This window comes from Streptomyces sp. NPDC002911 (assembly GCF_053591835.1).
The window spans coordinates 132452-156005 of record NZ_JBSFUO010000009.1 but is presented as its reverse complement, the minus strand read 5'-3'; the positions used below and the strand labels follow the sequence as shown (position 1 = coordinate 156005).

The window sequence follows — 23554 nt, the reverse complement described above, 5'->3', positions numbered from 1 at the left end:
CCCGTCGGTTCGGGGTACAGCCGGTCTCGAGCCACACTGCCCACCCTCCGGTCGGGAGCCGGGCCGGGTCCGTCGTCAGGACCGCTGCGGCTCGCTCGCTCCGCTCGCTCATTGTCGTACTACTTCCGCAGCTCGATGACGGTCTTGCCGATGCGGATCGGCGCGCCCAGCGGAACAGGTGTCGGGGTGGTGAGCCGGGTCCGGTCGAGATAGGTGCCGTTGGTGGACCCGAGATCCTCGACGATCCACTGGCCGTCACGGTCCGGGTAGATCCTGGCATGCCTGCTGGACGCGTAGTCGTCATCCAGCACGATCGTTGAATCATGCGCCCGGCCCAGGGTGATGGTCTGGCCCTGGAGCGCGACGGTGGTGCCGGTGAGCGTGCCTTCGGAGACGACCAGCTTGGTGGGTGCCCCGCGGCGCTGGCGCCCGGGCTGCTGGCGCTGCTGAGGCGGCGCTGCTTGTTGTTGGCGCCCCTGCTGCGGGCGCGCGTCACCGGCAGTGCGGCGTGAGCCGCGCTGCGTGACGCGCGTACCGAACAGGTCGCTGCGAATGACCTGCACGGCCACGATTACGAATAGCCACAGAACAGCTAGGAAACCTAGCCGCATGACCGTCAGGGTCAGCTCTGACATTGCCCCCGCTTCACCCTTCGGCTTGCCGGTAAACGATGGTGGTGCTGCCCACGACGATCCGCGAGCCGTCGCGGAGCGTAGCGCGGGTGGTGTGCTGCCCGTCCACCACGATGCCGTTGGTGGACCCGAGATCCTGGATCGTCGAGGGCGTTCCGGTCCGGATCTCACAGTGCCGGCGCGATACGCCGGGGTCGTCGATCCGCACGTCGGCGTCGGTGCTTCGTCCCATCACCAACGTCGGGCGGGAGATCTGATGGCGGGTGCCGTTGATCTCGATCCAGCGCCGCACCTGGGCGTCCGGCGCGGGGCCGGACGCGGCCGGCGGGCGCCAGTCGCCGGAAGTGCCTCCGGAGCGCCCGGCACCCGGCGGTGGGGCCGGGGGCATGGGCGGGGCGGAAGCCGGCGGGTAGCCGTAACCGCCCTGCCCTTGAGGGGCGCCTGGACGGTTGGGCTGGGCATGGGGAGCGGGGCTCTGCTGGCCCTGCTGTGACGAACTAGACGCCAGGGTCCGGCTGCGGACGCGGTAGAGACCCGTGTCGAGGTCGTCCGCCTTCTCCAGGTGGACCTTGATCGGCCCCATGAAGGTGTACCGCTGCTGCTTGGCGTAGTCACGTACGAGGCCGGACAGCTCGTCGCCGAGCTGGCCGGAGTACGGGCTGAGTCGCTCGTAGTCCGGGGTGCTGAGCTCGACGATGAAGTCGTTGGGCACAACGGTCCGCTCGCGGTTCCAGATCGATGCGTTGTTGTCGCACTCGCGCTGGAGGGCTCCCGCGATCTCGACCGGCTGCACCTCGGACTTGAAGACCTTGGCGAAGGTGCCATTGACCAGACCTTCGAGACGCTGCTCGAAACGCTTCATGACTCCCATGGGGCACCTCCTCCGGTGTCGTCATCCCTGTACTGCTTACTGATCGTATCCACGCGTCGGGAAATCGGCTGGTTCCCCTTGTCTGCACAGTGGATGAGTGTCACCCCTCACACGGATCGTAGAGGTGACCTCCTGACAGTGTCCCGCACTCCGGGTGCACTCAGGAGGAGTGGGGCCGGGCTTTCCGCGTTCCCGGTTCCTCTGGTGGGTCCGGCGAAACAACGGATGTGAATCCACCCTGTCCAGCGTGCTAATCTTCCGAATGTCGCCAGGCGCTCACACCACACGGTGAGAGAGTCTGAAAACACCACTCATGCGCGAGTGGCGGAACGGCAGACGCGCTGGCTTCAGGTGCCAGTGTCCTTAGGGACGTGGGGGTTCAAATCCCCCCTCGCGCACAACAGGCAGTCGCTTGCGATTACCAGGTTGGTTCGACAGAACCCCCGTACCGGAGAGATCCGGTACGGGGGTTCTTCGTTGTGTGGTGCCTTCGGCGTGTCCAGATGCGCGTGCTGTACGTGCATGCTGTTTCACGTGAAACGTCGGTTCCGTGCCATAGGGGCGTTTCGGACAGTCCGCCCGTGAGGGCTGCGTCAGGCGGCGAGACGCGCTGCCAGGGCCTTGGCCTTCTCTGCCGCGTCGGCGAACGCCTGGGTGCGGGATGCGTCGGCAAGAGGCACGAGCTCGGCCATCTCGGGCTTCGAGTGGGCCATCGTCAACTCCGCGACGATGAAATCGACCTCGGCCCCCAGCATGCCCGTCAGCACCTTTTCCAGGTAGTTCTGGACGAAGTCGAAGTCCTCGCGAGGGGTGCCGGGGGCGTACGAACCGCCGCGGCTGGCCACGACTGTGACGGGCGTGCCGGCGACGGGGCCGTCCGGGCCCGCGTTGTGGCCGACGATGATCACTTGGTCCAGCCATGCCTTCAAAGTGGACGGGATGGAGAAGTTGTACATCGGCGCACCGATGAGAACGGCATCCGCAGCGGTCAGTTCGGCGGCCAGCTCCCCGCGCAGCGTGTCCTCGGCGCCGGCGGCTACGGCCGAGGCGTCCAGGTGGGGCAGAGGATCTGCGGCGAGGTCGCGGTACACGACCTCGCCGTCGGGGTGCTGCTCGCGCCACGCCGTGACGAAGGCGGCGGTGACCTCACGGGACGTGGAGCCCTGGGGGAGAACGGCGGAGTCGAGGTGCAGAAGCGTGGCCATGGGGATTCTCCGTGCAAGTTTGGGGCGGGCGGCTCGGTGTGGGCTCGCGGGTGACAGTCGTGAACACGGTGAGCGCGACCGACCTGGCTTCGAAGTACGCAGTCTTTGAGTACGTACCTATTAATAACACAGTCACTTACTTTTTATTAGCCCCTCACTGTGACGCAGTACGCTGGAGGCATGGCGGATCACAGCGACAAGACCTGTCGGCAGGTGGATGCGAGCATCACCCGCGTCTTCGAGCTGTTCGGGAAGCGCTGGACGGGCCCGATCGTCTCGGTGCTGATGCAGCAGCCGGTGCACTTCGCGGAACTGCGGCGAGCGATTCCGGGTATCAGCGAGCGGATGCTCTCGGACCGGCTGTCCGAGCTGGGGGCGGCCGGCCTCGTGGCGCGTGAGGTCGATGAAGGGCCCCCGCTGCGGGTCGCGTACCGGCTGACGGAGGCCGGCGCCGCCATGGAGCCCGCGCTGAAGGCGCTGGGGCAGTGGGCGGATGCCTATCTGGCCGGACCACGAGGCTGCTGACCGGCTGTCGGCTTGTAGCGCGGCAGATACTCCGGACGTCCTCGAGATCGTTCGATGCCGGGAGTGCCCACACGTCGGCTCTCGAGTTGTCCACAGGGGCAGACGGTTGCCACGGGGCGGCTGTACCGTCATCCGCAGTTGATGTTGGTCGGACGGAACGGCTGGACGAGGGCGGGGGAGGCGGCGCTCCATGGGCGTGGTCGAGGCGACGGTGCAGCGGGCAGCAGGGGCCGGGCGCATCCCGGTCGTCCCGGGATTCGCGCGACGGGCGGTCGACGGCGTGCGGCCGCCCGGGGCGGGGGCGGCGTCCCCGAAGGCGGCCGGCAAGGCGCTGAGGCTCGAGGTGCCCCGGTCCGCGCACAGTTCCCTGGTCCTGCCCACCGGCAGGCCGGACGCGGTTCAGGCGGTCGAGGAGTCGAATCGCGGCCGGGTACCCGGCCTGACACCTATACGGGTAGGACGGATGGCGGCGACGCCGTTCGCGTTTCTGCGCGGCTCGGCCGGGTTGATGGCACACGACCTGGTGGGCACGCCGGTCACCGGGGTGGGTGCCCAGCTCTGCGGTGACGCGCATGCAGCCAACTTCGGACTGTACGGCGACGCGCGCGGCAACCTGGTCATGGATCTCAACGACTTCGACGAGACCGTGTTCGGACCGTGGGAGTGGGACCTCAAGAGGCTCGCCACCTCGCTGGTGCTCGCGGGCCGGGAGGCGGGCGCGGACGAGGCCACCTGCCGACAGGGCGCGTACGACACCGTGGGCGCCTACCGGCGCACGATGCGTCTGCTGGCCGGCTTGTCCGCACTCGACGCGTGGAACGCCATCGCGGACGAGGAGCTCGTCTCGCACACCGACGCGCGGGACCTTCTCGGGACGCTGGAGCGGGTCTCCGCCAAGGCGCGCAACAACACGAGTGCCCGCTTCGCCGCCAGGTCCACAGAGGAATGTGAGGACGGCGGGCGTCGCTTCGTCGACGCATCACCCGTGCTGCGCCGGGTGCCCGACGCGGAAGCGGCGGCCGTCGCGGCGGGGCTCGAGGGCTACCTCGGGACGATTTCGGAGGACAGGGTTCCGCTGCTGGCGCGCTACGCGATCCATGATGTGGCGTTTCGGGTGGTCGGCACGGGGAGCGTGGGGACCCGGTCCTACGTGGTGCTCCTGCTCGACCACCGTGGCGAGCCGCTGGTACTGCAGGTGAAGGAGGCCCGTCCGTCCGCGCTCTCCACTTATCTCCCGGAGGTCGGCTTCGAGGTGCCGGATGTGGTGCACGAGGGCCGCCGGGTGGTGTTCGGACAGAAGCGGATGCAGGTGGTCAGCGACATCTTGCTCGGCTGGGCCGAGGTCGACGGCAGGCCCTATCAGGTACGGCAGTTCAGGAATCGCAAGGGCAGTGTGGATCCGGCCGCGCTTGCGGCGGACCAGGTGGACGACTACGGGCGGATGACCGGGGCGCTGCTGGCCCGGGCCCATGCGCACAGCGCCGATCCCCGGCTGCTCGCGGGTTACTGCGGGAAGAACGCCGAGCTGGACGCGGCGGTGGCAGATTTCGCCGTGACGTACGCGGACCGGACGGAAGCGGACCACGCCGAGCTCGTCCGGGCTGTCCGAGCCGGGCGAATAGACGCCGAGCTCGGCGTCTGAGCTGTTCTGCGACCACCGTGTGTCTTCGCAGCACGGGCCGTGGCCATACGCTGGACGGGTGACCCACGAAGCCGCCGGGGTGCCGACCACCCGGAACGACGAAGACCGGCAGAACCAGGACCGGCAGGATGAGCCGCAGCACACGCACGATGCGCCGCAGGCGGGTCCCGCCGCAGGCGACGCGGCGGCGGGTGAGAGCAGTGTTCCTCGGCCCGAGGAGCGTCTCGCCAAGGCGGTCCGGGTCGCCGAGCAGGCGCTGATCGAGTTCGAGATCGCGGTGGAGACCTTCAGGGTCGAGGTGGAGAACTTCTCCCGGCTGCACCATCAGAAGCTCGGCCCCATGTACGCACGTCTTGACGAGCTCGATGCGCAGATCGCGGAGGCGCGGGCCGCGAAGTCCGGCGATCCGGAGGATCTGCGCAAGGCTCAGGAGGCGCGGGCGATCGTCATGCCAATGCCTGGCGTCGACGAGCTCTTCCACGACTGGATGGACTCGGACGGGCTCTCGCCCGAAGCCTCGGCCATGCTCACCGAGCAGCCCGTGCGGCCGCCGAAGCGGGTCAGGCCGGGCGAGGAGGCGCGCAAGCTCTACCGGGAGCTGGCCCGTCAGGCCCACCCGGATCTGGCGCCGGACGAGCAGGAGCGGACACGGCGGGACGAATTCATCGCTCGTGTCAACGCGGCCTACGGACGCGGCGACGTGGCATTGCTGAAGGAGTTGGCCGCCGAGTGGGCGGCGGGGCCTGTGGCGCGGGAGCTGCAGCTGAGCGAGAGCGAGGAGCTCTACGCACGGCTGGACTGGCTCAGTCGTCGTAAGGAGCTGCTGACGGTTCTGGCCAAAGAGCTGGAGGACAGCGCGATCGGTTCGATGCTGCGGATGGCGCCGGACGACCCCGACAGGCTGCTCGAGGACATCGGTGAAAAGCTTCTGGCAGACGTGTCCAAGCGTGAGGACGAGCTGGCAGGGCTGGTGCAGTAGCGTTCCGGATGACCCGGCGCGTACGTACGAGAGAAGGCATATCCATGAATTTCGCTCCGCTGCCCTCGGTGGACGTCGCGGCGGTGCCGGTTGACGGCTTCGTGCTGGACGTCCGGGAGGACGACGAGTGGGCGGCCGGGCATGTCGACGGCGCGCTGCACATTCCCATGAGTGATTTCGTGGGCCGCTTCGGCGAGCTGACCGAGGCGGTCGAGGACGGCCGTCGCGTGCATGTGATGTGCCGCGTCGGAGGTCGGTCCGCCCAGGTCACGCAGTACCTGGTGCAACAGGGCATCGACGCCGTGAACATCGACGGCGGCATGCTGGCCTGGCACGGGGCCGAGCGGCCGATGGTCACGGAGAGTGGGAACGCAGCTTTCGTCCTCTGAGGGCCTTGCCCGCACGGGCACCGGCCGGTGGCCGTGCGGGCAAGGCATGAAGTGGCCGTGCGGGCAAGGCATGAAGTGGCCGTGCGGGCAAGGCATGAAGTGGCCGTGCGGGCCGTCAGCGGTCGAAGTCGAGTTCGACTTCCGGAGTGACGGGGTGCGACTGGCAGGCCAGTACGAAGCCGGCCCCGGTCTCCTCCGGTTCCAGCGCGAAATTGCGGTCCATCCGCACTTCGCCCGAGACCAAGAAGGCCCGGCAGGTCCCGCACACTCCTCCCTTGCAGGCATACGGAGCGTCCGAGCGGCTTCGCAGCATCGTGTCCAGCAGCGATTCGCCGTCCTGGACCGGCCAGCTGCCCGACCGCCCGTCGAGTGTCGCAGTGAGCCTGCTCTTCGACGGTGCGGCCGCTCGCGTGACCGTCGGCAAAGCCGTCCCCTCGTCGGCAATGTGGAAGATCTCCTGGTGGATGCGTGAGCGGTCGGCGCCGAGTGCACGCAGGGCCCCTTCCGCCCCCCGGACCAGGCCGAGCGGCCCGCACAGGAACCAGCCGTCCACGTCGGGCACCGGCAACAGCGCGGGCAACAGCTCGGAAAGCCGATCGCGGTCCAGCCGGCCCGAGGGGAGCCCGGCAGCCTGTTCCTCACGGGACAGTGCGGTCACCAGCTGGAAGCGGTCCGGATACCGGTCCTTGAGGTCCGCCACTTCGTCGAGGAACATCGTCGACGCAGCCGTCCGGTCGCTGCGGAGCAGACAGAAACGCGCCAGGGGCTCCCGTGCGAGCAGTGTCGACGCCATCGACAGCACCGGTGTGATGCCACTGCCGCCGACGATCGCGGCGAAGTGGCCCGGACGCGGGTCGAGGACGAAACGGCCCATCGGAGCCATCGCCTCCACCTGGTCCCCGACGGCCAGCTCCTTGAGGGCGTATGTCGAGAACGCGCCCCCGTCGACCATGCGGATGCCCACCCGCAGCAACGGAGCGCCCGGTCGTTCCGTTGCAGGTGCGCAGATCGAGTACGACCTTCGGATCTCCTCGCCGCCGACGCGGTAGCGCACATTCAGGTGCTGGCCGGGAGTGTGGCGGAAGGTCTCGCGCAGTTCGTACGGCACGGCGAAGGTGACGGCCACCGCGCCGTCCGTGATCCGTTCGATCGCGCTGACCCGGAGCGGATGGAACATCTACAACTCCTTGAAGTGGTCGAACGGTTCGCGGCAGGTCACACAGCGGCGCAGCGCCTTGCACGCCGTGGAGGAGAACTGGCTCAGCAGCTCCGTGTCCGTGGAGCCGCATTGCGGACAGCGCACCGAGAGCGTCAGAGGCACCGGTCCGCCCGGACCGCTCCGTGGGCGGGGCGGCGCTATGCCGAACTCAGCGAGCTTGCGACGCCCTTCGTCGCTGATGTCGTCCGTCGACCAAGCCGGCGCGAGGACCGTGACCACGGACACCTTCGCGACGCCGTGGTCGTGCAGTACCCGCTCGATGTCGGCGGACATGGTCTCGATGGCCGGGCACCCGGTGTACGTCGGGGTGAGCCGCACGGTGACCCTGTCCGGGCCGTCCACCCGCACACCGCGGAGCACACCGAGCTCGTCCAGAGTGAGGACCGGCAGCTCGGGGTCGGGCACGGACCCCGCCAGCCGGCGAAGCTCGGCTTCCAGCGGGGTCTCGGTGGTCACCATGACGCCCCCGGGTGGCTGCGGTGCAGGTGCTGCATCTCGGCGAGCATCCGCCCGAACGGCTCCGTGTGCAGGCCCTGTCGGCCCGCTCCGGCCGTCCATGCCCCGGACCGGGGCCCCGACGGCAGAGTCAGGGTGGCCCGCTCGACCAGGCACGTGACGGCGGCCAGCCAGCGGTCGCGCAGGGCGTGCGAGTCGACGTCGACACCCTCGACGGATTCAAACAATTCGCCGGTGAACCGCCACAGGGCGTCCAGCGCGCGCTGCATCCGCTCATGGCTCTCCACGGTGCCGTCACCGAGTCGCAGGACCCATTGCTCCGCGTGGTCCCGGTGGTAGGCGACTTCCTTGACGGCCTTGGCCGCGAGATCCGCGAACTCACCGTCACCCGATGCCAGCTCCTCGTACAGCAGGTGCTGGTAGACGGAGAAGTAGAGCTGGCGGGCGATGGTGTGGGCGAAGTCGCCGTTCGGCTGCTCCACCAGCTGGACGTTGCGGAAGGCCCGCTCCTCACGCAGGTAGGCCAGTTGGTCCTCGTCCCCTACGAAAGAGAGCAGCATCCTGGCCTGGCCCAGAAGATCCAGGGCGATGTTGGCCAGAGCCACCTCTTCCTCCAGCACGGGGGCGTGGCCCGCCCACTCCCCCAGCCGGTGCGAGAGCACCAGCGCGTCGTCGCCGAGTGCGAGGGCCGCGGTCACAGGTGCTTCACGCCTTCCGGGATCTCGTAGAACGTGGGGTGGCGGTAGGGCTTGTCCCCGGCCGGTTCGAAGAACGAGTCCTTCTCGTCCGGCGAGGAGGCGGTGATCTCCGTCGAGGGAACCACCCAGAGGGAGACGCCTTCCGAGCGGCGTGTGTACAGATCGCGGGCGTTGCGCAGGGCCATCTCGGCGTCCGGTGCGTGCAGGCTGCCCGCGTGGGTGTGGGACAGTCCGCGCCGGGAGCGCACGAACACCTCCCACAGGGGCCAGTCAGTGAGGCTGCTCATGCGGTCGCCTCCACGGTCCGGGCGGCCGCTCCGGTCGTACCGGGCCGTACCGCGTGCTTGTCCGCGTATGCCGATGCCGCGTCGCGGACCCAGGCGCCCTCTTCGTGGGCCGTGCGCCGCTGAGTGAGCCGTTGCTCGTTGCAGGGGCCGTTGCCCTTGAGGACCTCTTGGAACTCCGTCCAGTCGATCGCTCCGTAGTCGTGCTGCCCGAGCTCCTCGTTCCATCGGATGTCGGGGTCGGGAAGGGTGATGCCCAGAGCCTGTGCCTGCGGGACACAGATGTCGACGAAGCGTCGGCGCAGCTCGTCGTTGGAGTGCCGTTTGATCTTCCAGGCCATCGACTGTGCCGAGTGCGCCGAGGAGTCGTCGGGCGGACCGAACATCATCAGGGAGGGCCACCACCAGCGGTTCACCGCGTCCTGCGCCATTTCGTGCTGGGCGGCGGTGCCACGGCTGAGAGCGAGCAGCAGTTCGTACCCCTGGCGCTGGTGGAAGGACTCCTCCTTGCAGATCCGCACCATCGCACGTGCGTACGGGCCGTAGGAGCAGCGGCAGAGCGGTACCTGGTTGGTGATCGCGGCACCGTCCACCAGCCAGCCGATCGCACCGACGTCAGCCCAGGTCAGCGTGGGGTAGTTGAAGATCGAGGAGTAGCGCTGCCGACCGGCGTGCAGTTTGTCGAGCAGTTCCTCACGGCTGGTCCCCAGTGTCTCCGCCGCGCTGTAGAGGTAGAGGCCGTGCCCGGCCTCGTCCTGCACCTTCGCCATCAGGATGGCCTTACGGCGCAGCGAGGGTGCCCGTGAGATCCAGTTGGCTTCGGGCTGCATGCCGATGATCTCGGAATGGGCGTGCTGGGCCATCTGGCGGATCAGTGAGGCCCGGTACGCCTCGGGCATCCAGTCCCGCGGCTCGATCCGGTCGTCCGCCGCCACTGTGGCGCCGAATGCCGCCAGATGCTCCGCGTCCGTTTCCTCCACCGTGCCTGCTGTCCCCTGCGTCATCTGGTCCGCAGTCACTGCCGCCATCCCGGGCTCCCTACCGACCGATCGTTCGGTTCCTTGGCTTCAATGGTGGGTCGGAGGCCCGTAGGGTGTCAACCCTGTGGATAACTGAGTGATGATCGACGGTGATCGGGGCGGGATGGTTGCGGACCACGGTGGGCGCACCGGAGACGAGAAGAAACTCACCCGGCCCGGCGTGACGAACCGCCCGAACGCGGACCAGAACGCGGATCGGGACGCGGAGGCCACGCTTGCGGGTACACCGGCCGGGGCGGCCCGGCCCCCGGATCCGGTCGCGGGAGCGCCGTCGGACACTGCCGCCGGGCCTGTCCCGGGGCCCGCCGGGCGCCGGTCGAGCGGCGGCATGGCCGCGCTCTCGCTGCCGTACCAGATCCCCGCGGCGCTCGTGTTGTCCGGCATAGGCCTGTTCGCCTGCGTGCACATAGCCATGATCTTTCTGCACGTCGCGCCCTCCAACACGCTGACGAAGCAGCACGGCGAGGTGGTTGACGACTGGGTCTTCCCCGAGTTCGAGCAGAACTGGAAGCTGTTCGCACCCAATCCGCTCCAGCGCAACATCTCCGTGCACGTGCGGGCGGAGGTGGCCGACAACGGCGCCGACGGCAGCAGGGTCACCCGCTGGATCAACCTCTCGCGTGATGACGGTGAGGCGATACGCGGCAATCTCCTCCCCAGCCATGTCGACCAGAACGAGCTACGCCGTGCGTGGGACTTCTACACCGGGTCCCACGACAGCGAGAGCCGCCCCAACGGCCTGCGCGGTGAGCTGTCCGAGCGCTACATCCGCCGCATCGTCATGCTGCGCCTCGCCGAGCACGGCTACGGCGGCACGGTCGAGCGCATCCAGGTGCGGTCCGCCGTACGCTCTGTCGTGGCCCCGACGTGGAGCGACGAGAAGATCAGCACCCGGCCGGAGTACAGGGAGCTCCCGTGGTGGACCGTCGTCCCGTCCGACCTTCCCGGGGCTGCCACGGCGGATCAGGCTTCGCAGGCCGGGAAGGCCGAGAAATGAGAACCCCCGCCCCCGCCCTCGCCCCGGTCCGTGAGCACGCCGGTGCCCTCGGCCATGCGCTCGCTCACGCCGTCCAGCGCATCTCGGCTTCCCCTCTCGGTGCCTATCAGAGCGCGGTCGTCCGGATCGGTGTGTCCGCCACCTGTCTGCTGTTCCTACTGCGCGAGCTGCCCCACCGTCAGGAGCTGTACGGCCCCGACGGCCCGTGGAGCTGGGACATGGCGCGCCGTCTCATCACCAACAACGACGCCTTCACGGTCCTGATGTGGTCGGACAGCACGCTGTGGTTCGAGACCGTGTACATGCTCACGCTGGTATCAGCCGCGCTGCTGATGACCGGCTGGCGGACCCGGGTCACGTCCGTCGTCTTCATGGCCGGCGTGCTCTCCCTGCAGAACCGCAGCATCTTCATGGGCGACGGTGGCGACAACGTCATCCACCTGATTGCGCTTTATCTGGTGCTGACGCGGTGTGCGCGGGTCTGGTCCCTGGACGCGCGCCGTGCGGCGCGGGACGCCGCGCGGCGCGCGGAGGGAGGCAGGCCGGCCGGTGACGTCGTGGGGCCGGTCCTGTGGGCGGTGCTCGGCTGTGTCCTTCTGACTGCCACCCTCATGGGAGGACTCGGCGGCACCTGGTGGCTGCCGTCCCTCCTGTGGGTGCTGTGGCTGGGAAACGGCGGCTGGTGGGCCCTGAACCGGTACGCGCCGGGCCATGAGATGCGCGCCCTCTTCGACGTCCTGGCCAACCTCGCCCACAATGCCGCGCTTTTCGTGATCATGGCCGAGGTGTGTCTGATCTACGCGACCTCCGGCTGGTACAAGATCCAGGGCTCCCGCTGGCAGGACGGCACCGCGATCTACTACCCGCTCAAGCTGGACTACTTCACCCCGTGGCCAGGGCTTTCCGGCCTGCTCGCCTCCAGTGCCCTGGCGATCATGCTGCTGACGTACGCCACGGTCATCGTGCAGGTCGCCTTCCCCTTCACGCTGTTCAACCGGCGGGTCAAGAACGTCCTGCTGGTCCTCATGATCGGTGAGCACGCCGGCATCTCCGTCCTGCTGGGGCTGCCTTTCTTCTCCATGGCGATGATCGCCGCCGACGCCGTCTTCCTGCCGACGGTCTTCCTGGTGTGGCTGGGACACAGGGTGTCGTTCTGCCGGCAACGTCTGTTCGCCCTGACGGTGGGCGGGCTCCGGCTCCCCGGACAGCGGCGGGCAATGCCGGACGACGAGGAGGCCACGCGCACCGGCAGTGGCAGTGGCCATACGCTCGTCGGGTGACCAGCGAGACCAGCAGTCCAGAAGAGCCCCAGGCGGCAGCCGCGCCCGACCCGACCGCGGAACCGATCCAGTACGACGACGGGTACGGCGGCGTTATCGGCGTGGGGCCGCATCCGCTGCCCTGGCCCGAGGGGGAGCGCTACGACCCTGAACTCCTGGCGCACGGTGACCGGCGCAACGTGGGCGACGGCTACCGGTACTGGACGCGGGAGGCGATCGTCGCCGATCTCGATCTGCGGCGGCACGACTTCCATGTGGCGGTGGAGAACTGGGGCCATGACTTCAACATCGGATCGGTGGTGCGCACCGCCAATGCCTTCCTCGCAAAGGAGATCCATATCGTGGGGCGGAGGCGCTGGAACCGGCGGGGGGCGATGGTCACCGACCGCTACCAGCACGTGCGGCACCATCCGGACACGGCGGACCTGACCGCGTGGGCCGAGGCAGAAGGACTGCCGATCGTCGGGATCGACAACCTTCCCGGGGCCGTGCCGCTGGAGCGGACGGTGCTGCCGCGCCGGTGCGTGCTGCTGTTCGGGCAGGAGGGGCCCGGGCTGACGGAGGAGGCGCGCAAGCACGCCTCGATGGTGTGCTCGATCGCGCAATTCGGCTCCACGCGGTCGATCAACGCCGGTGCGGCGGCCGCCATCGCCATGCATGCCTGGGTGCAGAGGTACGCGGACATCGGGGACCCGCGGGGGCCTGTGACCGGTGGACGTGACCCACTCCACCGGTCACCGGCGGCCTCCTAGGCCTGGCGGCGGACTTCCACCACCCGGAAGCGGTTGGACACGAACGCCCCGTCGCAGAGCGCAGAGTTGGCCGCCGGGTTGCCTCCCGAACCGTGGAAGTCGGAAAACGCCGCCGTCTGGTTGACGTACACGCCGCCGGTGAGATTCAGCGAGAGCTGAGCCGATTCGTCGAAGCAGACGCTCTCCATCGCGCGCTCCACCTCGTCGGACGTGGTGTACGCGCCGACGGTCATCGCGCCCTTCTCGCGGACCGTGCGGCGCAGGAGGTCCAGCGCGTCAGCGGTCGAACCGACGGCGACCGCGAAGGAGACCGGGCCGAAGCACTCCGAGAGGTAGGCAGCGCCGTCCTCGGGCTTGGTTCCGTCCAGTTTCACAAGAACCGGCGTACGAACCACGGCGTCGGGGAATTCGGGGTTGGCGACCGGGCGCGAGGCGAGCGCGACGTCCCCCAGGGCCGCGGCCCCTTCCAGCCGGGCCTTCACGTCCGGGTTCACCAGGGCGCCGAGCAGTCCGTTGGCGCGGGCGTCGTCGCCGAGGAGCCCGTTCACCGCATCGGCGATGTCCCCCACCACGTCCTCGTAGGACTTGGCGCCGGCGTCGGTCGCGATACCGTCTCGCGGAATGAGCAGATTCTGCGGGGTGGTGCACATCTGGCCGCTGTACAGAGAGAGCGAGAAGGCGAGGTTGGAAAGCATGCCGCGGTAGTTGTCGGTGGAGTCGATGACGATCGTGTTGACGCCCGCCTTCTCCGTGTATACCTGGGCCTGCCGGGCGTTGGTTTCCAGCCAGTCGCCGAAGGCGGTTGACCCCGTGTAGTCGATGATCTTGATTTCGGGCCGAAGCGCCAAGGCCTTGGCGATGCCCTCACCGGGCCGCTCGGCCGCCAGCGCGACGAGATTCGGGTCGAAGCCCGCCTCGGCCAAAGCCTCACGCGCCAGCTGAACGGTGAGCGCCAGTGGCAGGACCGCCCGCGGGTGCGGCTTGACCAGGACGGGGTTGCCGGTGGCCAGCGAGGCGAAAAGGCCCGGATAGCCGTTCCACGTGGGGAACGTGTTGCAGCCGATCAGGAGTGAGATACCGCGCCCGGCCGCCGTGTACGACTTGTGCAGCTGCAGCGGGTCGCGCTTTCCCTGGGGCTTCGACCAGTCGGCGCTGCGCGGCGTGCGTGTCTGTTCCTCGTACGCGTACGCCACGGCCTCCAGGCCGCGGTCCTGGGCGTGCGGGCCGCCTGCCTGGAAGGCCATCACGAACGCCTGCCCGCTGGTGTGCATCACGGCGTGGGCCAGCTCGTGCGTACGGGCGCTGATCCGGGCGAGGATCTCCAGACAGACCAGGGCCCTCGTCTCGGGCCCCGCCGCACGCCAGGCGCCCATGGCGGCGCTCATGGCGGGCAGCAGGACGTCCGGGTCGACGTGCGGGTACTCCACGCCCAGCTCGGGCCCGTACGGCGAGACCTCTGTGCCGGTCCAGCCGTCGGTGCCGGGCTGGCCCAGATCCATCCGGGTGTTGAGCACGGCGTCGAACGCGGCCTTGCCCTCGGCCGCGCCGAGGCTGCCGGGGAGACCTCCCTCGCCGTAGGCCTTCGGGTGCTCGGGGTGCGGAGACCAGTAGGCGCGCGTGCGGATCGCGTCGAGGGCCTGGTCGAGCGTCGGGCGGTGGATCTCGGAAAGCTTCTCGGGGGAAAGCTCGGCGGCCATGACGGACCAACTCCTCGTCGAGCCGGGCAGGGACGTGCTGACGGAGTTAGAGTAACCGAACGATCGGTCGGGACAAGGGGCCCCGAAGAACCTGTGGACGACTCATGGGGGAGGATCGCGGTCATGACCACGGCCAAGCGGGACACGTACACCCCGGAGACACTCCTGACCGTTGCCGTCCGTGTCTTCAACGAGCGCGGCTACGACGGCACGTCCATGGAGCACCTCTCCAAGGCGGCGGGCATCTCCAAGTCGTCCATCTACCACCATGTGGCGGGCAAGGAGGAGCTGCTGAGGCGTGCGGTGAGCCGGGCGCTCGACGGACTCTTCGGCATCCTCGACGAGACGGGGGCGATACAGGGGCGGGCGATCGCCCGGGTCGAGTACGTCACGCGCCGCACGGTCGAGGTGCTCCTGGCGGAGTTGCCGTACGTGACGCTGCTTCTGCGGGTACGCGGGAACACGAAGACGGAGCGATGGGCGCTGGAGCGCCGGCGTGAATTCGACCAGCGGGTGTCCGAGCTGCTCAAGGCCGCGGTGGCGGAGGGAGATCTGCGTGCGGACGTGGACATACGCCTGGCGACCCGGCTGCTCTTCGGCATGGTGAACTCGCTGGTCGAGTGGTACCGCCCGCAGCCGGGCGGCTCCGCGGAGGCGGAGCAGCTCGCCGACACGGTCGTCCAGCTCGCCTTCGAGGGGATGCGGGCCGGCTGATCCCGAACGGGCTAAGGCCTGTCGTTCGGATCATGCTGGGCTCGCGTGCCCTGGCACCGCACCTCGCGGCGTTGTCGTCAGTCTTCCCCGAGGTCTCGGCTCCGCTCGAGCAGGGAGGCCCCAACCGCTCCGCGTCGACCCCTTCTTCCGCCTGGTGATGCCCGGCACAGGCCCTGGTCCTCGATCAGGGCTGAGCCAGAAGAAAGACCCTAGGTGAGCTCGGCCGGGCGGTCCGGGCGCGGGCCCAGGTCGGTCTCCTCGAACACCAGCAGGGTGCGGGTGGAGAGCACCTCGGGTATGGCCTGGATTCTGGTCAGGACCAGCTCGCGCAGCGCCTGGTTGTCCGGGGTGTGCACCAGGAGCAGGACGTCGAAGTCGCCGCTGACCAGCGCGATGTGGGTGGCGCCCGGAAGCGCCTGGAGCTGTTCGCGCACGGTGCGCCAGGAATTCTGCACGATTTTGAGCGTGATGTACGCGGAGGCGGCCTGCCCTGCCCGTTCGTGATTCACGCGTGCGCTGAATCCGCGGATCACGCCGTCCTCGACGAGCCGGTTGATCCGGGCGTACGCATTGGCGCGCGAGACGTGGACGCGCTCCGCGACGGCCCGTATCGAGGCGCGGCCGTCCGTCCGGAGGATGCGCAGGATGGCGCGGTCGGTGGAGTCCAGCGGTCGTGCGGGCGGAGTGCGGTCCGGGTCCCCGCCCCCGGCGGCCATTCGTTCAGCTGCCATCTGCCCGCGCCTCCCTGTTGTGGACGACCTGCCTCTATCCCAGGCTGTGGAGAACCGTTTGTCCACAGGCTGAAGTCGGCTGTAGCCAAATTGCGCCCACGACCGAACAATCGGTAGGTGAGGTACACCACACCGTGCCTCGTTCAGGCCCCGACATTGCTGCGGATTTCGACACCCCTCGATGTATCTCGATGCCAGGAGGTGCTTGTCATGACGGTTCAGGAGCTGCCCGGCGCAGCCGCCTACCGGCCCACGCCGCCCCCGGCCTGGAAGCCGCTCACCGATCCCGCGCCGCTGCTCCCGGACGCCGAGCCGTACCGCGTGCTCGGTACGGGCGCGGCGGCAGGCGCCGACCCCGAACTGCTGCTGAGGCTTTACGCCGAGTTGGTGCGCGGGCGCCGGTACAACGCGCAGGCCACCGCGCTGACCAAGCAGGGCAGGCTCGCGGTGTACCCGTCGAGCACGGGCCAGGAGGCCTGCGAGATCGCGGCGGCGCTCGTGCTGGAGGACCGGGACTGGCTCTTTCCCAGCTATCGCGACACTCTCGCTGCGGTGGCGCGTGGCCTGGACCCGGTTGAGGCACTGACACTGCTGCGGGGCGACCGGCATACCGGGTACGACCCGCGTGAGCGCCGTATCGCCCCGCTGTGCACCCCGCTGGCCACCCAGTTGCCGCATGCCGTGGGCCTGGCACACGCGGCCCGCCTCAAGGGCGACGACGTGGTCGCTCTCGCGATGGTCGGCGACGGCGGTACGAGTGAGGGCGATTTCCACGAGGCGCTGAATTTCGCGGCCGTCTGGCGGGCCCCGGTCGTGTTCCTTGTGCAGAACAACGGCTTCGCGATCTCCGTGCCCCTGGCCAAGCAAACGGCAGCACCGTCCCTCGCCCACAAGGCCGTGGGTTACGGGATGCCCGGGCGCCTGGTCGACGGCAACGACGCGGCCGCGATGCACCAGGTGCTGGGCGAGGCGGTGGCACGGGCCAGGCGGGGCGAGGGGCCGACGCTGGTCGAGGCGGTCACCTACCGCATGGACGCCCATACGAACGCCGACGACGCCACCCGTTACCGCGGCGACAGCGAGGTGGAGGCGTGGCGCGCGCACGATCCGATCATGCTTCTCGAGCGGGAGCTGATCGGGCGCGGGCTGCTGGACGAGGACGGCATCGGGACGGTGCGGGAGGCGGCGGAACGGATGGCGGAGCAGCTGCGGGAGCAGATGAACGCCGACCCGGTGCTCGACCCGATGGATCTGTTCACCCATGTCTACGGGGAGCAGACCGGACAGCTGAAGGAGCAGGCCGCACGGCTGTGGGCCGAGCTGGACGCCGAGCACGGCACGCACGACGATCGCGGCGCGGAGGGTGGGCGATGAGCACTGCTGCCGCGACGGCCGGCGACCGGACCGGCAGGGCCAAGCCGGCCACGATGGCGCAGGCCCTCGGGCGGGCGCTGCGAGACTCGATGGCGGAGGACCCGGCGGTGCACGTGCTCGGGGAGGATGTCGGCACACTCGGCGGCGTCTTCCGCGTCACCGACGGCCTGGCGAAGGAGTTCGGCGACGACCGCTGCACGGACACACCGCTGGCCGAAGCAGGAATCCTCGGCGCGGCCGTGGGCATGGCGATGTACGGGCTGCGACCCGTGGTGGAGATGCAGTTCGATGCCTTCGCGTATCCGGCGTTCGAGCAACTGGTCAGCCATGTCGCCAAGATGCGGAACCGCACAGGGGGCGCCATGCCGCTGCCGATCACAGTGCGGGTTCCGTACGGCGGCGGCATCGGCGGAGTCGAGCACCACAGCGACTCCTCGGAGGCGTACTACATGGCGACGCCCGGTCTCCATGTCGTCGTGCCGGCCACGGTCGACGACGCGTACGGGCTGCTCAGGGAGTCGATCGCCTCCGACGACCCGGTGGTCTTCCTGGAGCCGAAAAGGCTCTACTGGTCCAAGGCCGACTGGTCGCCGGATGCGCCCGCGAAGGTCGAGCCGATCGGGCGGGCCGTGGTCCGGCGTTCCGGTCGCAGCGCGACCCTGATCACCTACGGACCGTCTCTCCCCGTGTGCTTGGAGGCAGCCGAGGCGGCCACGGCCGAGGGATGGGATCTCGAGGTGGTCGACCTGCGCTCGCTGGTTCCTTTCGACGACGAGACCGTCGCCGCATCGGTCCGCCGCACGGGGCGTGCGGTGGTCGTCCACGAGTCCTCCGGTTTCGGCGGTCCGGGCGGTGAGATCGCGGCACGGGTGACCGAACGATGCTTCCATCATCTGGAGGCGCCGGTCCTGCGTGTCGCCGGGTTCGACATTCCCTATCCGCCGCCGATGCAGGAGCGGCACCATCTGCCGGGTGTGGACCGGGTGCTCGACGCGGTCGCCCGTCTTCAGTGGGAGGCCGAGAGCTGATGGCGCAGGTGCTCGAATTCAAGCTGCCGGACCTGGGAGAGGGGCTGACCGAGGCCGAGATCGTGCGCTGGCTGGTGGAGGTCGGCGACGTCGTCGCTGTCGACCAGCCGGTCGTCGAGGTCGAGACGGCCAAGGCCACGGTGGAGGTGCCCTGCCCGTACAAGGGTGTGGTCACCGCGCGGTTCGGCGAGGAGGGCGCGGAGCTTCCCGTCGGGGCGCCCCTGCTGACGGTGGCGGTCGGGTCGGTGGAGCCGGTGACGGAGCACCGCAATTCCGGCGAGCCGTCCAGCAGCGGTGCCGAGAGCGGGACCTCCGGCAATGTGCTGGTCGGCTACGGCACGGGCGCACCGGCTGCGCGAAGAGGCCGGGTCAGGCCCGCTCCGTTGCCCGCCACGGCCGCAACCACGGCCGCAACCACGGCTGCGGCCATGCCCTCGGGCCCGGCAGCCACTGCCACGCCTCCCACCAAGGCCCCAGCTCTCGACGCCATGGAGCAGCAGGGGCCCGTGGCCGTCATTTCCCCACTGGTCCGGAAGCTGGCGCGGCAGCACGGTCTCGATCTCCGGCAGGTCACCGGCACAGGACGCGACGGGCTGATCCTGCGCACCGATGTGGAGTCCGCGATCAAGGCCACGGGCGAAAAGCGCCCTGTCCGTGCAGCCACGGCGGCCGTGCCGGAGCCGGACACATCGGCCGTGCGGATCCCGCTGCGCGGGGTCCGGGGCGCGGTTGCCGAGAAGCTGTCGCGCAGCCGGCGGGAGATTCCCGACGCCACCTGCTGGGTCGACGCCGATGCCACCGAACTGATGGCGGCGCGGGCCGCCATGAACGCCGCCGGTGGTGCCGCGCCGAAGGTGTCGGTGCTCGCGCTGCTGGCCCGTATCTGTACGGCCGCTCTGGCCCGGTTCCCCGAGCTCAACGCGACAGTGGACGCCGAGGCCCGGGAGGTCGTACGAATGTCCGGGGTCCATCTGGGCTTCGCCGCCCAGACGGAGCGAGGGCTGGTCGTTCCGGTCGTCCGGGACGCACATACCCGGAACGTGGAGTCGACAGGGGCGGAGATCGCTCGGCTGACCGAGGCTGCCCGGGACGGGAAGCTGACCCCGGCGCAGCTCACCGGAGGGACATTCACGCTGAACAACTACGGGGTGTTCGGCGTCGACGGTTCGACGCCGATCATCAATCACCCGGAGGCGGCGATGCTCGGCGTCGGCCGGATCGTGCCGAAACCCTGGGTGCACGAGGGGGAGCTGGCGATCCGCCAGGTCGTCCAGCTCTCGCTCACCTTCGACCATCGGGTCTGCGACGGCGGCACGGCGGGCGGCTTCCTGCGGTACGTGGCCGACTGTGTGGAACAGCCGGTGGTGCTGCTGCGCACGCTGTAGCGGAGCCCGGGATGTGGACGGCCCCGGGCCGGGCTTCCTGTGAGTTCCGTCTCCGGGGGACCGTCAGGGGCGGGCGGCCCGCATACTCGGGGCATGACCGCGTATGACGCCATCGTTCTTGCCGGAGGGGCCGCGAAGCGCCTCGGGGGAGCTGACAAGCCGGGGCTCCGCGTGGGCGGCCGTGCGCTGCTCGACCGGGTGCTCGCCGTATGTGCCGATGCCGGGTCCACCGTGGTGGTGGGCGGGCGCAGGCCCACCGTGCGTCCGGTCACCTGGACACGTGAAGTACCCGAGGGCGGCGGGCCGTTGGCCGCGCTTGGCGCCGGTGTACGGCATACGGACGCGGAGAGCGTTCTGGTGCTCTCTGCGGATCTGCCGTTTCTGGGGGAGACGACCGTTCGCTCGTTGCTGGCCGCTGCGGAGCCGGGGGGCCGCGAAGGTGCCCTGTGTACCGACCAGGACGGCCGGGATCAGCCGCTGGTAGCGGTCTACCGGGCCGAGCCGCTGCGCCGTGAACTCGGCCTCATCGCCATGGAACACGGCAGCCTCGCCGGTCTCCCGCTGCGGTTGCTGACGGCCGAACTGGACCTGGCCCGGATCCAGGCGGGTCCACTGGCTTCGTTCGACTGCGACACCTGGGAAGACATTGCTGCCGCCAGAGCGCGGATCAGGGAGCATGGGACCGTGCTGGACGAATGGATCACCGCAGTCAAGAACGAGCTGGGCATCGAACTCGACGTCGACACCGGCGTCCTGCTCGACCTCGCCCGTGATGCCGCGCACGGCGTGGCCCGGCCCGCCGCGCCGCTGACCACCTTCCTGGTGGGGTACGCGGCGGCGATGGCGAGCAGCGGGAAAAGCCCGGAGGCCGCAGCTGAAGCGGTGACCGAGGCTTCCCGCAAGGCCACCGCCCTCGCGCTCAGGTGGGAGGAGGAAACGGAGGCCGGCAGCGGGCCCGGTACGACATGACCGCGCACGGAGGCAGGGCGCGGACAGCCGCGGAAGAACGGGCGGCCGAGCGAAGAAGGGCAGCCGCGGAAGAACGGGCGGCCGAGGAGGAGCGGGCTGTCGAGCAGGCTCTGGCTCTCGTCGGGCGTCAGCCGCAGGCCGCGCACCACCTGCCGGGCCGGCCCGGTGCGTCCGCTCCGGCTTCCTCGTCGACGCCGGCAGAGCCGGGCATACGCACCAGCCCGGCCCCCTCCTCAGGCAACCCGGCCCCAGAAACTCCGGCGGCCCCAGGCACTCCGGCCTCGGGCCCTTCCAGCCGTCACGGAACCTCGCAGGGCAACGGCTCCCCGTCCTCTCCGCCCGCTCACCGAGCCGGCTCCACCGTCTGGGTCGGGGCGCGTGACCTGGCGGAGAGCCTCGGCCGTACAGCTTCCCCGGCCGCCCTCCGGCTGCCCCTCGACCGGGCATTCGGACATGTCCTGGCCGAGGCCGTTGTCGCGCTCACCGATCTGCCGTCGTTCGACACCTCGGCCATGGACGGCTGGGTCGTCGCGGGGCCGGGGCCCTGGACCGTGCAGGAGGGCGAAGGACTCCTCGCCGGACGCGGGTCCATGGAGCCGCTGCCCGATGGGCGGGCCCTGCGGATCGCCACAGGCGCACGTCTCCCGGCAGACGCCACCGCCGTCATCCGCAGCGAGCACGTGCACCACGACGAAGCCAAGGGGCTGTTGCACGCCACCCGTGATGTCGTCCCGGGCCAGGACATCCGCCCCCGTGGCCAGGAATGCCGGTCCGGCGATGAACTCCTGCCCGTGGGAACCGTGGTGACCCCGCCCGTTCTCGGACTGGCGGCAGCCGCGGGGTACGACGCTCTCGTCGCCGTACCCCGGCCCCGCGTGGACATCTTCGTCCTGGGTGACGAGCTCCTCACGGCGGGGCTTCCGCACGAAGGGCTGATTCGGGACGCGCTCGGCCCCATGCTGGGCCCCTGGCTCCGTACGCTGGGGGCCGATGTCGCAGAGCCCCGGCGGCTCGGTGACGACGCCGAGACGCTCCGTCAGGCCCTCGTCTCCAGCGACGCCGACCTGATCCTCACCACGGGCGGGACAGCCACCGGCCCGCTGGACCACGTCCACCCGGTTCTGGCCGACATCGGAGCCGAGCTTCTGGTGGACGGAGTGGCTGTGCGTCCCGGCCATCCGATGCTTCTGGCGCGACTCGCCGAGGGAGGCCCTTGGCTGGTGGGCCTGCCCGGAAACCCCCTCGCCGCGGTGTCCGGACTGCTCACGCTGGCCGAGCCTCTGCTCCGGGGAGCTGCCGGCCAATCAACCCAGGACCGTTACCGCGTGCCTATCTGCGAAGAGGTGCACGGACACCCGCATGACACCCGGCTGATCCCTGTGGCCCATCGCCAGGACAGCGTCGTACCCCTCCATTACAACGGCCCCGCGATGCTCCGGGGGATCGCCGCCGCGGACGGGCTGGCAGTGGTGCCGCCCGGCGGGGTACGGTCCGGCACCGAGGTGGAGATCCTCGATCTACCGTGGGCCTCGGCAGCGCCGTGGACGGAAGGGTGTTTCACGTGAAACTTCCCGGCCACGATGCGATGGCCAGGCGGGCGGACGAGCATGTCGTCCCGACGCGGGTGCTCCTGCCCCGGCGGGTGGTCGACAGGCCGTTGCGTCAGGTGGCCAAGCGGCTGGCGATGGCCCTCACGGTGCTGGCCATAACGGTCTTCATCGTCTGGGCCGACCGGGACGGGTACCACGACAACGCCGACGGCAAGGTCGACCTCCTCGACGCCGTCTACTACGCGACGGTGACGCTGTCGACGACCGGCTACGGCGACATCGTCCCGTACAGCGACCCGGCCCGCCTCGTCAACGTCGTACTGGTGACGCCGTTGCGCGTGCTTTTCCTGATCATCCTGGTCGGCACCACCCTCGAGGTCCTGACCGAGCGGACTCGGGAGGACTTCCGGCTGAACCGTTGGAGAACCAACTTGCGTGAACACACCGTGGTCGTCGGCTTCGGTACGAAGGGCCGCTCGGCCATCCAGACACTCTGCGCCACCGGCCTGAAGAAAGATCAGATCGTCATCGTCGACCCTGCCGGCAAGGTGATCGAAGCGGCCAACGCCGAGGGCTTCGTGGGCGTCCTGGGCGATGCGACGCGTAGCGACGTGCTGTTGCGCGCCGAGGTCCAGAAGGCCCGTCAGATCATCATCGCCACCCAGCGCGACGACACCGCTGTGCTGGTCGCCTTGACCGCGCGTCAGCTCAACAAAGGCGCGAAGATCGTGGCAGCCGTGCGCGAGGAGGAGAACGCGCCACTGCTGCGGCAGTCCGGCGCCGACGCTGTGATCACCAGCGCGAGCGCGGCGGGCCGTCTGCTGGGGCTGTCCGTCCTCAGCCCCAGTGCGGGCACGGTGATGGAGGATCTCATCCAGCAGGGCAGCGGGCTCGATCTCGTCGAACGGCCGGTGATAAAGGCGGAGGTGGGCAAGAACGTCCGGGAGACCGACGACCTGGTGGTCAGCGTCCTGCGCGGCCACCGGCTGCTCGGTTACGACGATCCGGCGGCCAGCCCCCTGCAGCTGACGGACCGGGTGATCACGATCGTGCGTGCCTCACCGATCCACACATCGCCGATGGGCCATCCGCAGCAGCCCAATCAGCGGCCGTAGAAACAGGGTCCGGACGCGGCGC

The 23554-nt window shown here is 69.5% G+C and carries 24 protein-coding genes and 1 tRNA gene; 15 read left to right on the top strand and 10 right to left on the bottom strand.

Features of this window, described 5'->3' with window-relative positions; genetic code table 11:
* Nucleotides 1-119 precede the first annotated feature (119 nt).
* Both ACWD04_RS16850 and ACWD04_RS16845 read right to left on the bottom strand, forming a co-directional pair.
* Entirely contained in the window at nucleotides 120-635 is a 516-nt protein-coding gene (locus ACWD04_RS16850) for an FHA domain-containing protein FhaB/FipA (protein ID WP_451132549.1), read from the bottom strand.
* 10 nt (nucleotides 636-645) lie between these two features.
* Nucleotides 646-1503, bottom strand: coding sequence for an FhaA domain-containing protein (locus ACWD04_RS16845; protein ID WP_451132547.1), 858 nt, complete (start codon nucleotides 1501-1503; stop codon nucleotides 646-648).
* Nucleotides 1504-1818: 315 nt separating this feature from the next.
* Between ACWD04_RS16845 and ACWD04_RS16840 the strand changes: the two genes are divergently transcribed.
* Nucleotides 1819-1901 (top strand) — tRNA-Leu (locus ACWD04_RS16840).
* A gap of 195 nt (nucleotides 1902-2096) precedes the next feature.
* Here ACWD04_RS16840 and ACWD04_RS16835 read toward each other — a convergent pair.
* Nucleotides 2097-2708 carry an FMN-dependent NADH-azoreductase gene (locus tag ACWD04_RS16835; protein WP_451132545.1) on the bottom strand — a complete coding sequence of 204 codons (612 nt, stop codon included), beginning with the start codon at nucleotides 2706-2708 and terminating at the stop codon, nucleotides 2097-2099.
* A gap of 180 nt (nucleotides 2709-2888) precedes the next feature.
* On the opposite strand from ACWD04_RS16835, the gene ACWD04_RS16830 reads away from it, so the two are divergent.
* The 4 genes from ACWD04_RS16830 to ACWD04_RS16815 all read left to right on the top strand — a co-directional run bounded on the left by ACWD04_RS16830 (nucleotide 2889) and on the right by ACWD04_RS16815 (nucleotide 6243).
* Nucleotides 2889-3233 (top strand): winged helix-turn-helix transcriptional regulator, encoded by a 345-nt coding sequence (locus tag ACWD04_RS16830; protein WP_451132543.1) that lies wholly within the window; start codon nucleotides 2889-2891, stop codon nucleotides 3231-3233.
* Nucleotides 3234-3423: 190 nt separating this feature from the next.
* Complete coding sequence (locus tag ACWD04_RS16825; RefSeq protein ID WP_451132541.1) at nucleotides 3424-4875, top strand: DUF2252 domain-containing protein; 1452 nt, start codon at nucleotides 3424-3426, stop codon at nucleotides 4873-4875.
* Nucleotides 4876-4933: 58 nt separating this feature from the next.
* A complete protein-coding gene (locus tag ACWD04_RS16820; RefSeq protein WP_451132539.1) occupies nucleotides 4934-5854 on the top strand; it encodes a J domain-containing protein in 921 nt (306 codons plus the stop codon).
* Nucleotides 5855-5898: 44 nt separating this feature from the next.
* The gene (locus ACWD04_RS16815) at nucleotides 5899-6243 is read left to right on the top strand and encodes a rhodanese-like domain-containing protein (protein WP_451132537.1); all 345 of its coding nucleotides are present in this window, start codon (nucleotides 5899-5901) and stop codon (nucleotides 6241-6243) included.
* A gap of 115 nt (nucleotides 6244-6358) precedes the next feature.
* Here ACWD04_RS16815 and ACWD04_RS16810 read toward each other — a convergent pair whose 3' ends face one another.
* From ACWD04_RS16810 to paaA, 5 genes are read right to left on the bottom strand one after another with little or no spacing between them, the layout of a single operon-like run.
* The gene (locus ACWD04_RS16810; protein ID WP_451132535.1) at nucleotides 6359-7420 is read right to left on the bottom strand and encodes a 2Fe-2S iron-sulfur cluster-binding protein; all 1062 of its coding nucleotides are present in this window, start codon (nucleotides 7418-7420) and stop codon (nucleotides 6359-6361) included.
* Complete coding sequence (gene paaD / locus ACWD04_RS16805; protein ID WP_451132533.1) at nucleotides 7421-7921, bottom strand: 1,2-phenylacetyl-CoA epoxidase subunit PaaD; 501 nt, start codon at nucleotides 7919-7921, stop codon at nucleotides 7421-7423.
* Complete coding sequence (gene paaC, locus ACWD04_RS16800; RefSeq protein ID WP_451132531.1) at nucleotides 7915-8616, bottom strand: 1,2-phenylacetyl-CoA epoxidase subunit PaaC; 702 nt, start codon at nucleotides 8614-8616, stop codon at nucleotides 7915-7917. The genes paaD and paaC overlap by 7 nt, the downstream gene beginning before the upstream one ends.
* Nucleotides 8613-8903 (bottom strand): 1,2-phenylacetyl-CoA epoxidase subunit PaaB, encoded by a 291-nt coding sequence (gene paaB / locus ACWD04_RS16795; RefSeq protein ID WP_451132529.1) that lies wholly within the window; start codon nucleotides 8901-8903, stop codon nucleotides 8613-8615. Before paaB ends, paaC begins: the two co-directional genes overlap by 4 nt.
* On the bottom strand, nucleotides 8900-9928 hold the full coding sequence (gene paaA, locus ACWD04_RS16790) for a 1,2-phenylacetyl-CoA epoxidase subunit PaaA (protein ID WP_451132527.1): 1029 nt from the start codon (nucleotides 9926-9928) through the stop codon (nucleotides 8900-8902). The genes paaB and paaA overlap by 4 nt, the downstream gene beginning before the upstream one ends.
* A gap of 91 nt (nucleotides 9929-10019) precedes the next feature.
* Here paaA and ACWD04_RS16785 point away from each other — a divergent pair, with 91 nt between their 5' ends.
* From ACWD04_RS16785 to ACWD04_RS16775, 3 genes are read left to right on the top strand one after another with little or no spacing between them, the layout of a single operon-like run.
* Nucleotides 10020-10937 carry a DUF5819 family protein gene (locus tag ACWD04_RS16785; RefSeq protein ID WP_451132525.1) on the top strand — a complete coding sequence of 306 codons (918 nt, stop codon included), beginning with the start codon at nucleotides 10020-10022 and terminating at the stop codon, nucleotides 10935-10937.
* A complete protein-coding gene (locus tag ACWD04_RS16780; protein WP_451132523.1) occupies nucleotides 10934-12217 on the top strand; it encodes an HTTM domain-containing protein in 1284 nt (427 codons plus the stop codon). The genes ACWD04_RS16785 and ACWD04_RS16780 overlap by 4 nt, the downstream gene beginning before the upstream one ends.
* The gene (locus ACWD04_RS16775) at nucleotides 12214-12969 is read left to right on the top strand and encodes a TrmH family RNA methyltransferase (RefSeq protein WP_451132521.1); all 756 of its coding nucleotides are present in this window, start codon (nucleotides 12214-12216) and stop codon (nucleotides 12967-12969) included. The genes ACWD04_RS16780 and ACWD04_RS16775 overlap by 4 nt, the downstream gene beginning before the upstream one ends.
* Here the strand turns inward: ACWD04_RS16775 and paaN are convergent.
* Complete coding sequence (gene paaN / locus ACWD04_RS16770; RefSeq protein ID WP_451132519.1) at nucleotides 12966-14666, bottom strand: phenylacetic acid degradation protein PaaN; 1701 nt, start codon at nucleotides 14664-14666, stop codon at nucleotides 12966-12968. The two genes, ACWD04_RS16775 and paaN, sit on opposite strands and share 4 nt — an antisense overlap.
* A 123-nt stretch (nucleotides 14667-14789) precedes the next feature.
* Here paaN and ACWD04_RS16765 point away from each other — a divergent pair, with 123 nt between their 5' ends.
* Nucleotides 14790-15380: a TetR/AcrR family transcriptional regulator gene (locus tag ACWD04_RS16765; protein WP_451132517.1), complete on the top strand. Its 591-nt coding sequence runs from the start codon at nucleotides 14790-14792 to the stop codon at nucleotides 15378-15380.
* Between the two features lie 209 nt (nucleotides 15381-15589).
* Here the strand turns inward: ACWD04_RS16765 and ACWD04_RS16760 are convergent, their stop codons facing one another.
* Nucleotides 15590-16111, bottom strand: a complete 522-nt coding sequence (locus tag ACWD04_RS16760; RefSeq protein ID WP_451132515.1) for an Lrp/AsnC family transcriptional regulator — start codon at nucleotides 16109-16111, stop codon at nucleotides 15590-15592.
* 210 nt (nucleotides 16112-16321) lie between these two features.
* On the opposite strand from ACWD04_RS16760, the gene pdhA reads away from it, so the two are divergent.
* The 6 genes from pdhA to ACWD04_RS16730 all read left to right on the top strand — a co-directional run bounded on the left by pdhA (nucleotide 16322) and on the right by ACWD04_RS16730 (nucleotide 23532).
* A complete protein-coding gene (gene pdhA, locus ACWD04_RS16755; protein WP_451132513.1) occupies nucleotides 16322-17485 on the top strand; it encodes a pyruvate dehydrogenase (acetyl-transferring) E1 component subunit alpha in 1164 nt (387 codons plus the stop codon).
* Entirely contained in the window at nucleotides 17482-18513 is a 1032-nt protein-coding gene (locus tag ACWD04_RS16750) for an alpha-ketoacid dehydrogenase subunit beta (protein ID WP_451132511.1), read from the top strand. The genes pdhA and ACWD04_RS16750 overlap by 4 nt, the downstream gene beginning before the upstream one ends.
* On the top strand, nucleotides 18513-19898 hold the full coding sequence (locus tag ACWD04_RS16745; RefSeq protein WP_451132509.1) for a dihydrolipoamide acetyltransferase family protein: 1386 nt from the start codon (nucleotides 18513-18515) through the stop codon (nucleotides 19896-19898). The genes ACWD04_RS16750 and ACWD04_RS16745 overlap by 1 nt, the downstream gene beginning before the upstream one ends.
* 93 nt (nucleotides 19899-19991) lie before the next feature.
* Nucleotides 19992-20867, top strand: a complete 876-nt coding sequence (locus tag ACWD04_RS16740) for an NTP transferase domain-containing protein (RefSeq protein ID WP_451132507.1) — start codon at nucleotides 19992-19994, stop codon at nucleotides 20865-20867.
* Nucleotides 20864-22432, top strand: a complete 1569-nt coding sequence (locus ACWD04_RS16735; protein ID WP_451132505.1) for a molybdopterin-binding protein — start codon at nucleotides 20864-20866, stop codon at nucleotides 22430-22432. The genes ACWD04_RS16740 and ACWD04_RS16735 overlap by 4 nt, the downstream gene beginning before the upstream one ends.
* Complete coding sequence (locus tag ACWD04_RS16730; RefSeq protein ID WP_451132503.1) at nucleotides 22390-23532, top strand: potassium channel family protein; 1143 nt, start codon at nucleotides 22390-22392, stop codon at nucleotides 23530-23532. Before ACWD04_RS16735 ends, ACWD04_RS16730 begins: the two co-directional genes overlap by 43 nt.
* Nucleotides 23533-23554: the final 22 nt, after the last annotated feature.

Excerpts from the sequence above, each read along its gene's own strand:
- ACWD04_RS16850 (WP_451132549.1), bottom strand. The coding sequence starts at position 635 with ATGTCAGAGCTGACCCTGACGGTCATGCGGCTAGGTTTCCTAGCTGTT.
- ACWD04_RS16845 (WP_451132547.1), bottom strand. The coding sequence starts at position 1,503 with ATGGGAGTCATGAAGCGTTTCGAGCAGCGTCTCGAAGGTCTGGTCAAT.
- ACWD04_RS16835 (WP_451132545.1), bottom strand. The coding sequence starts at position 2,708 with ATGGCCACGCTTCTGCACCTCGACTCCGCCGTTCTCCCCCAGGGCTCC.
- ACWD04_RS16830 (WP_451132543.1), top strand. The coding sequence starts at position 2,889 with ATGGCGGATCACAGCGACAAGACCTGTCGGCAGGTGGATGCGAGCATC.
- ACWD04_RS16825 (WP_451132541.1), top strand. The coding sequence starts at position 3,424 with ATGGGCGTGGTCGAGGCGACGGTGCAGCGGGCAGCAGGGGCCGGGCGC.
- ACWD04_RS16815 (WP_451132537.1), top strand. The coding sequence starts at position 5,899 with ATGAATTTCGCTCCGCTGCCCTCGGTGGACGTCGCGGCGGTGCCGGTT.
- ACWD04_RS16810 (WP_451132535.1), bottom strand. The coding sequence starts at position 7,420 with ATGTTCCATCCGCTCCGGGTCAGCGCGATCGAACGGATCACGGACGGC.
- paaD (WP_451132533.1), bottom strand. The coding sequence starts at position 7,921 with ATGGTGACCACCGAGACCCCGCTGGAAGCCGAGCTTCGCCGGCTGGCG.
- paaB (WP_451132529.1), bottom strand. The coding sequence starts at position 8,903 with ATGAGCAGCCTCACTGACTGGCCCCTGTGGGAGGTGTTCGTGCGCTCC.
- paaA (WP_451132527.1), bottom strand. The coding sequence starts at position 9,928 with ATGGCGGCAGTGACTGCGGACCAGATGACGCAGGGGACAGCAGGCACG.
- ACWD04_RS16785 (WP_451132525.1), top strand. The coding sequence starts at position 10,020 with ATGATCGACGGTGATCGGGGCGGGATGGTTGCGGACCACGGTGGGCGC.
- ACWD04_RS16780 (WP_451132523.1), top strand. The coding sequence starts at position 10,934 with ATGAGAACCCCCGCCCCCGCCCTCGCCCCGGTCCGTGAGCACGCCGGT.
- paaN (WP_451132519.1), bottom strand. The coding sequence starts at position 14,666 with ATGGCCGCCGAGCTTTCCCCCGAGAAGCTTTCCGAGATCCACCGCCCG.
- ACWD04_RS16765 (WP_451132517.1), top strand. The coding sequence starts at position 14,790 with ATGACCACGGCCAAGCGGGACACGTACACCCCGGAGACACTCCTGACC.
- ACWD04_RS16760 (WP_451132515.1), bottom strand. The coding sequence starts at position 16,111 with ATGGCAGCTGAACGAATGGCCGCCGGGGGCGGGGACCCGGACCGCACT.
- pdhA (WP_451132513.1), top strand. The coding sequence starts at position 16,322 with ATGACGGTTCAGGAGCTGCCCGGCGCAGCCGCCTACCGGCCCACGCCG.
- ACWD04_RS16750 (WP_451132511.1), top strand. The coding sequence starts at position 17,482 with ATGAGCACTGCTGCCGCGACGGCCGGCGACCGGACCGGCAGGGCCAAG.
- ACWD04_RS16745 (WP_451132509.1), top strand. The coding sequence starts at position 18,513 with ATGGCGCAGGTGCTCGAATTCAAGCTGCCGGACCTGGGAGAGGGGCTG.
- ACWD04_RS16740 (WP_451132507.1), top strand. The coding sequence starts at position 19,992 with ATGACCGCGTATGACGCCATCGTTCTTGCCGGAGGGGCCGCGAAGCGC.
- ACWD04_RS16735 (WP_451132505.1), top strand. The coding sequence starts at position 20,864 with ATGACCGCGCACGGAGGCAGGGCGCGGACAGCCGCGGAAGAACGGGCG.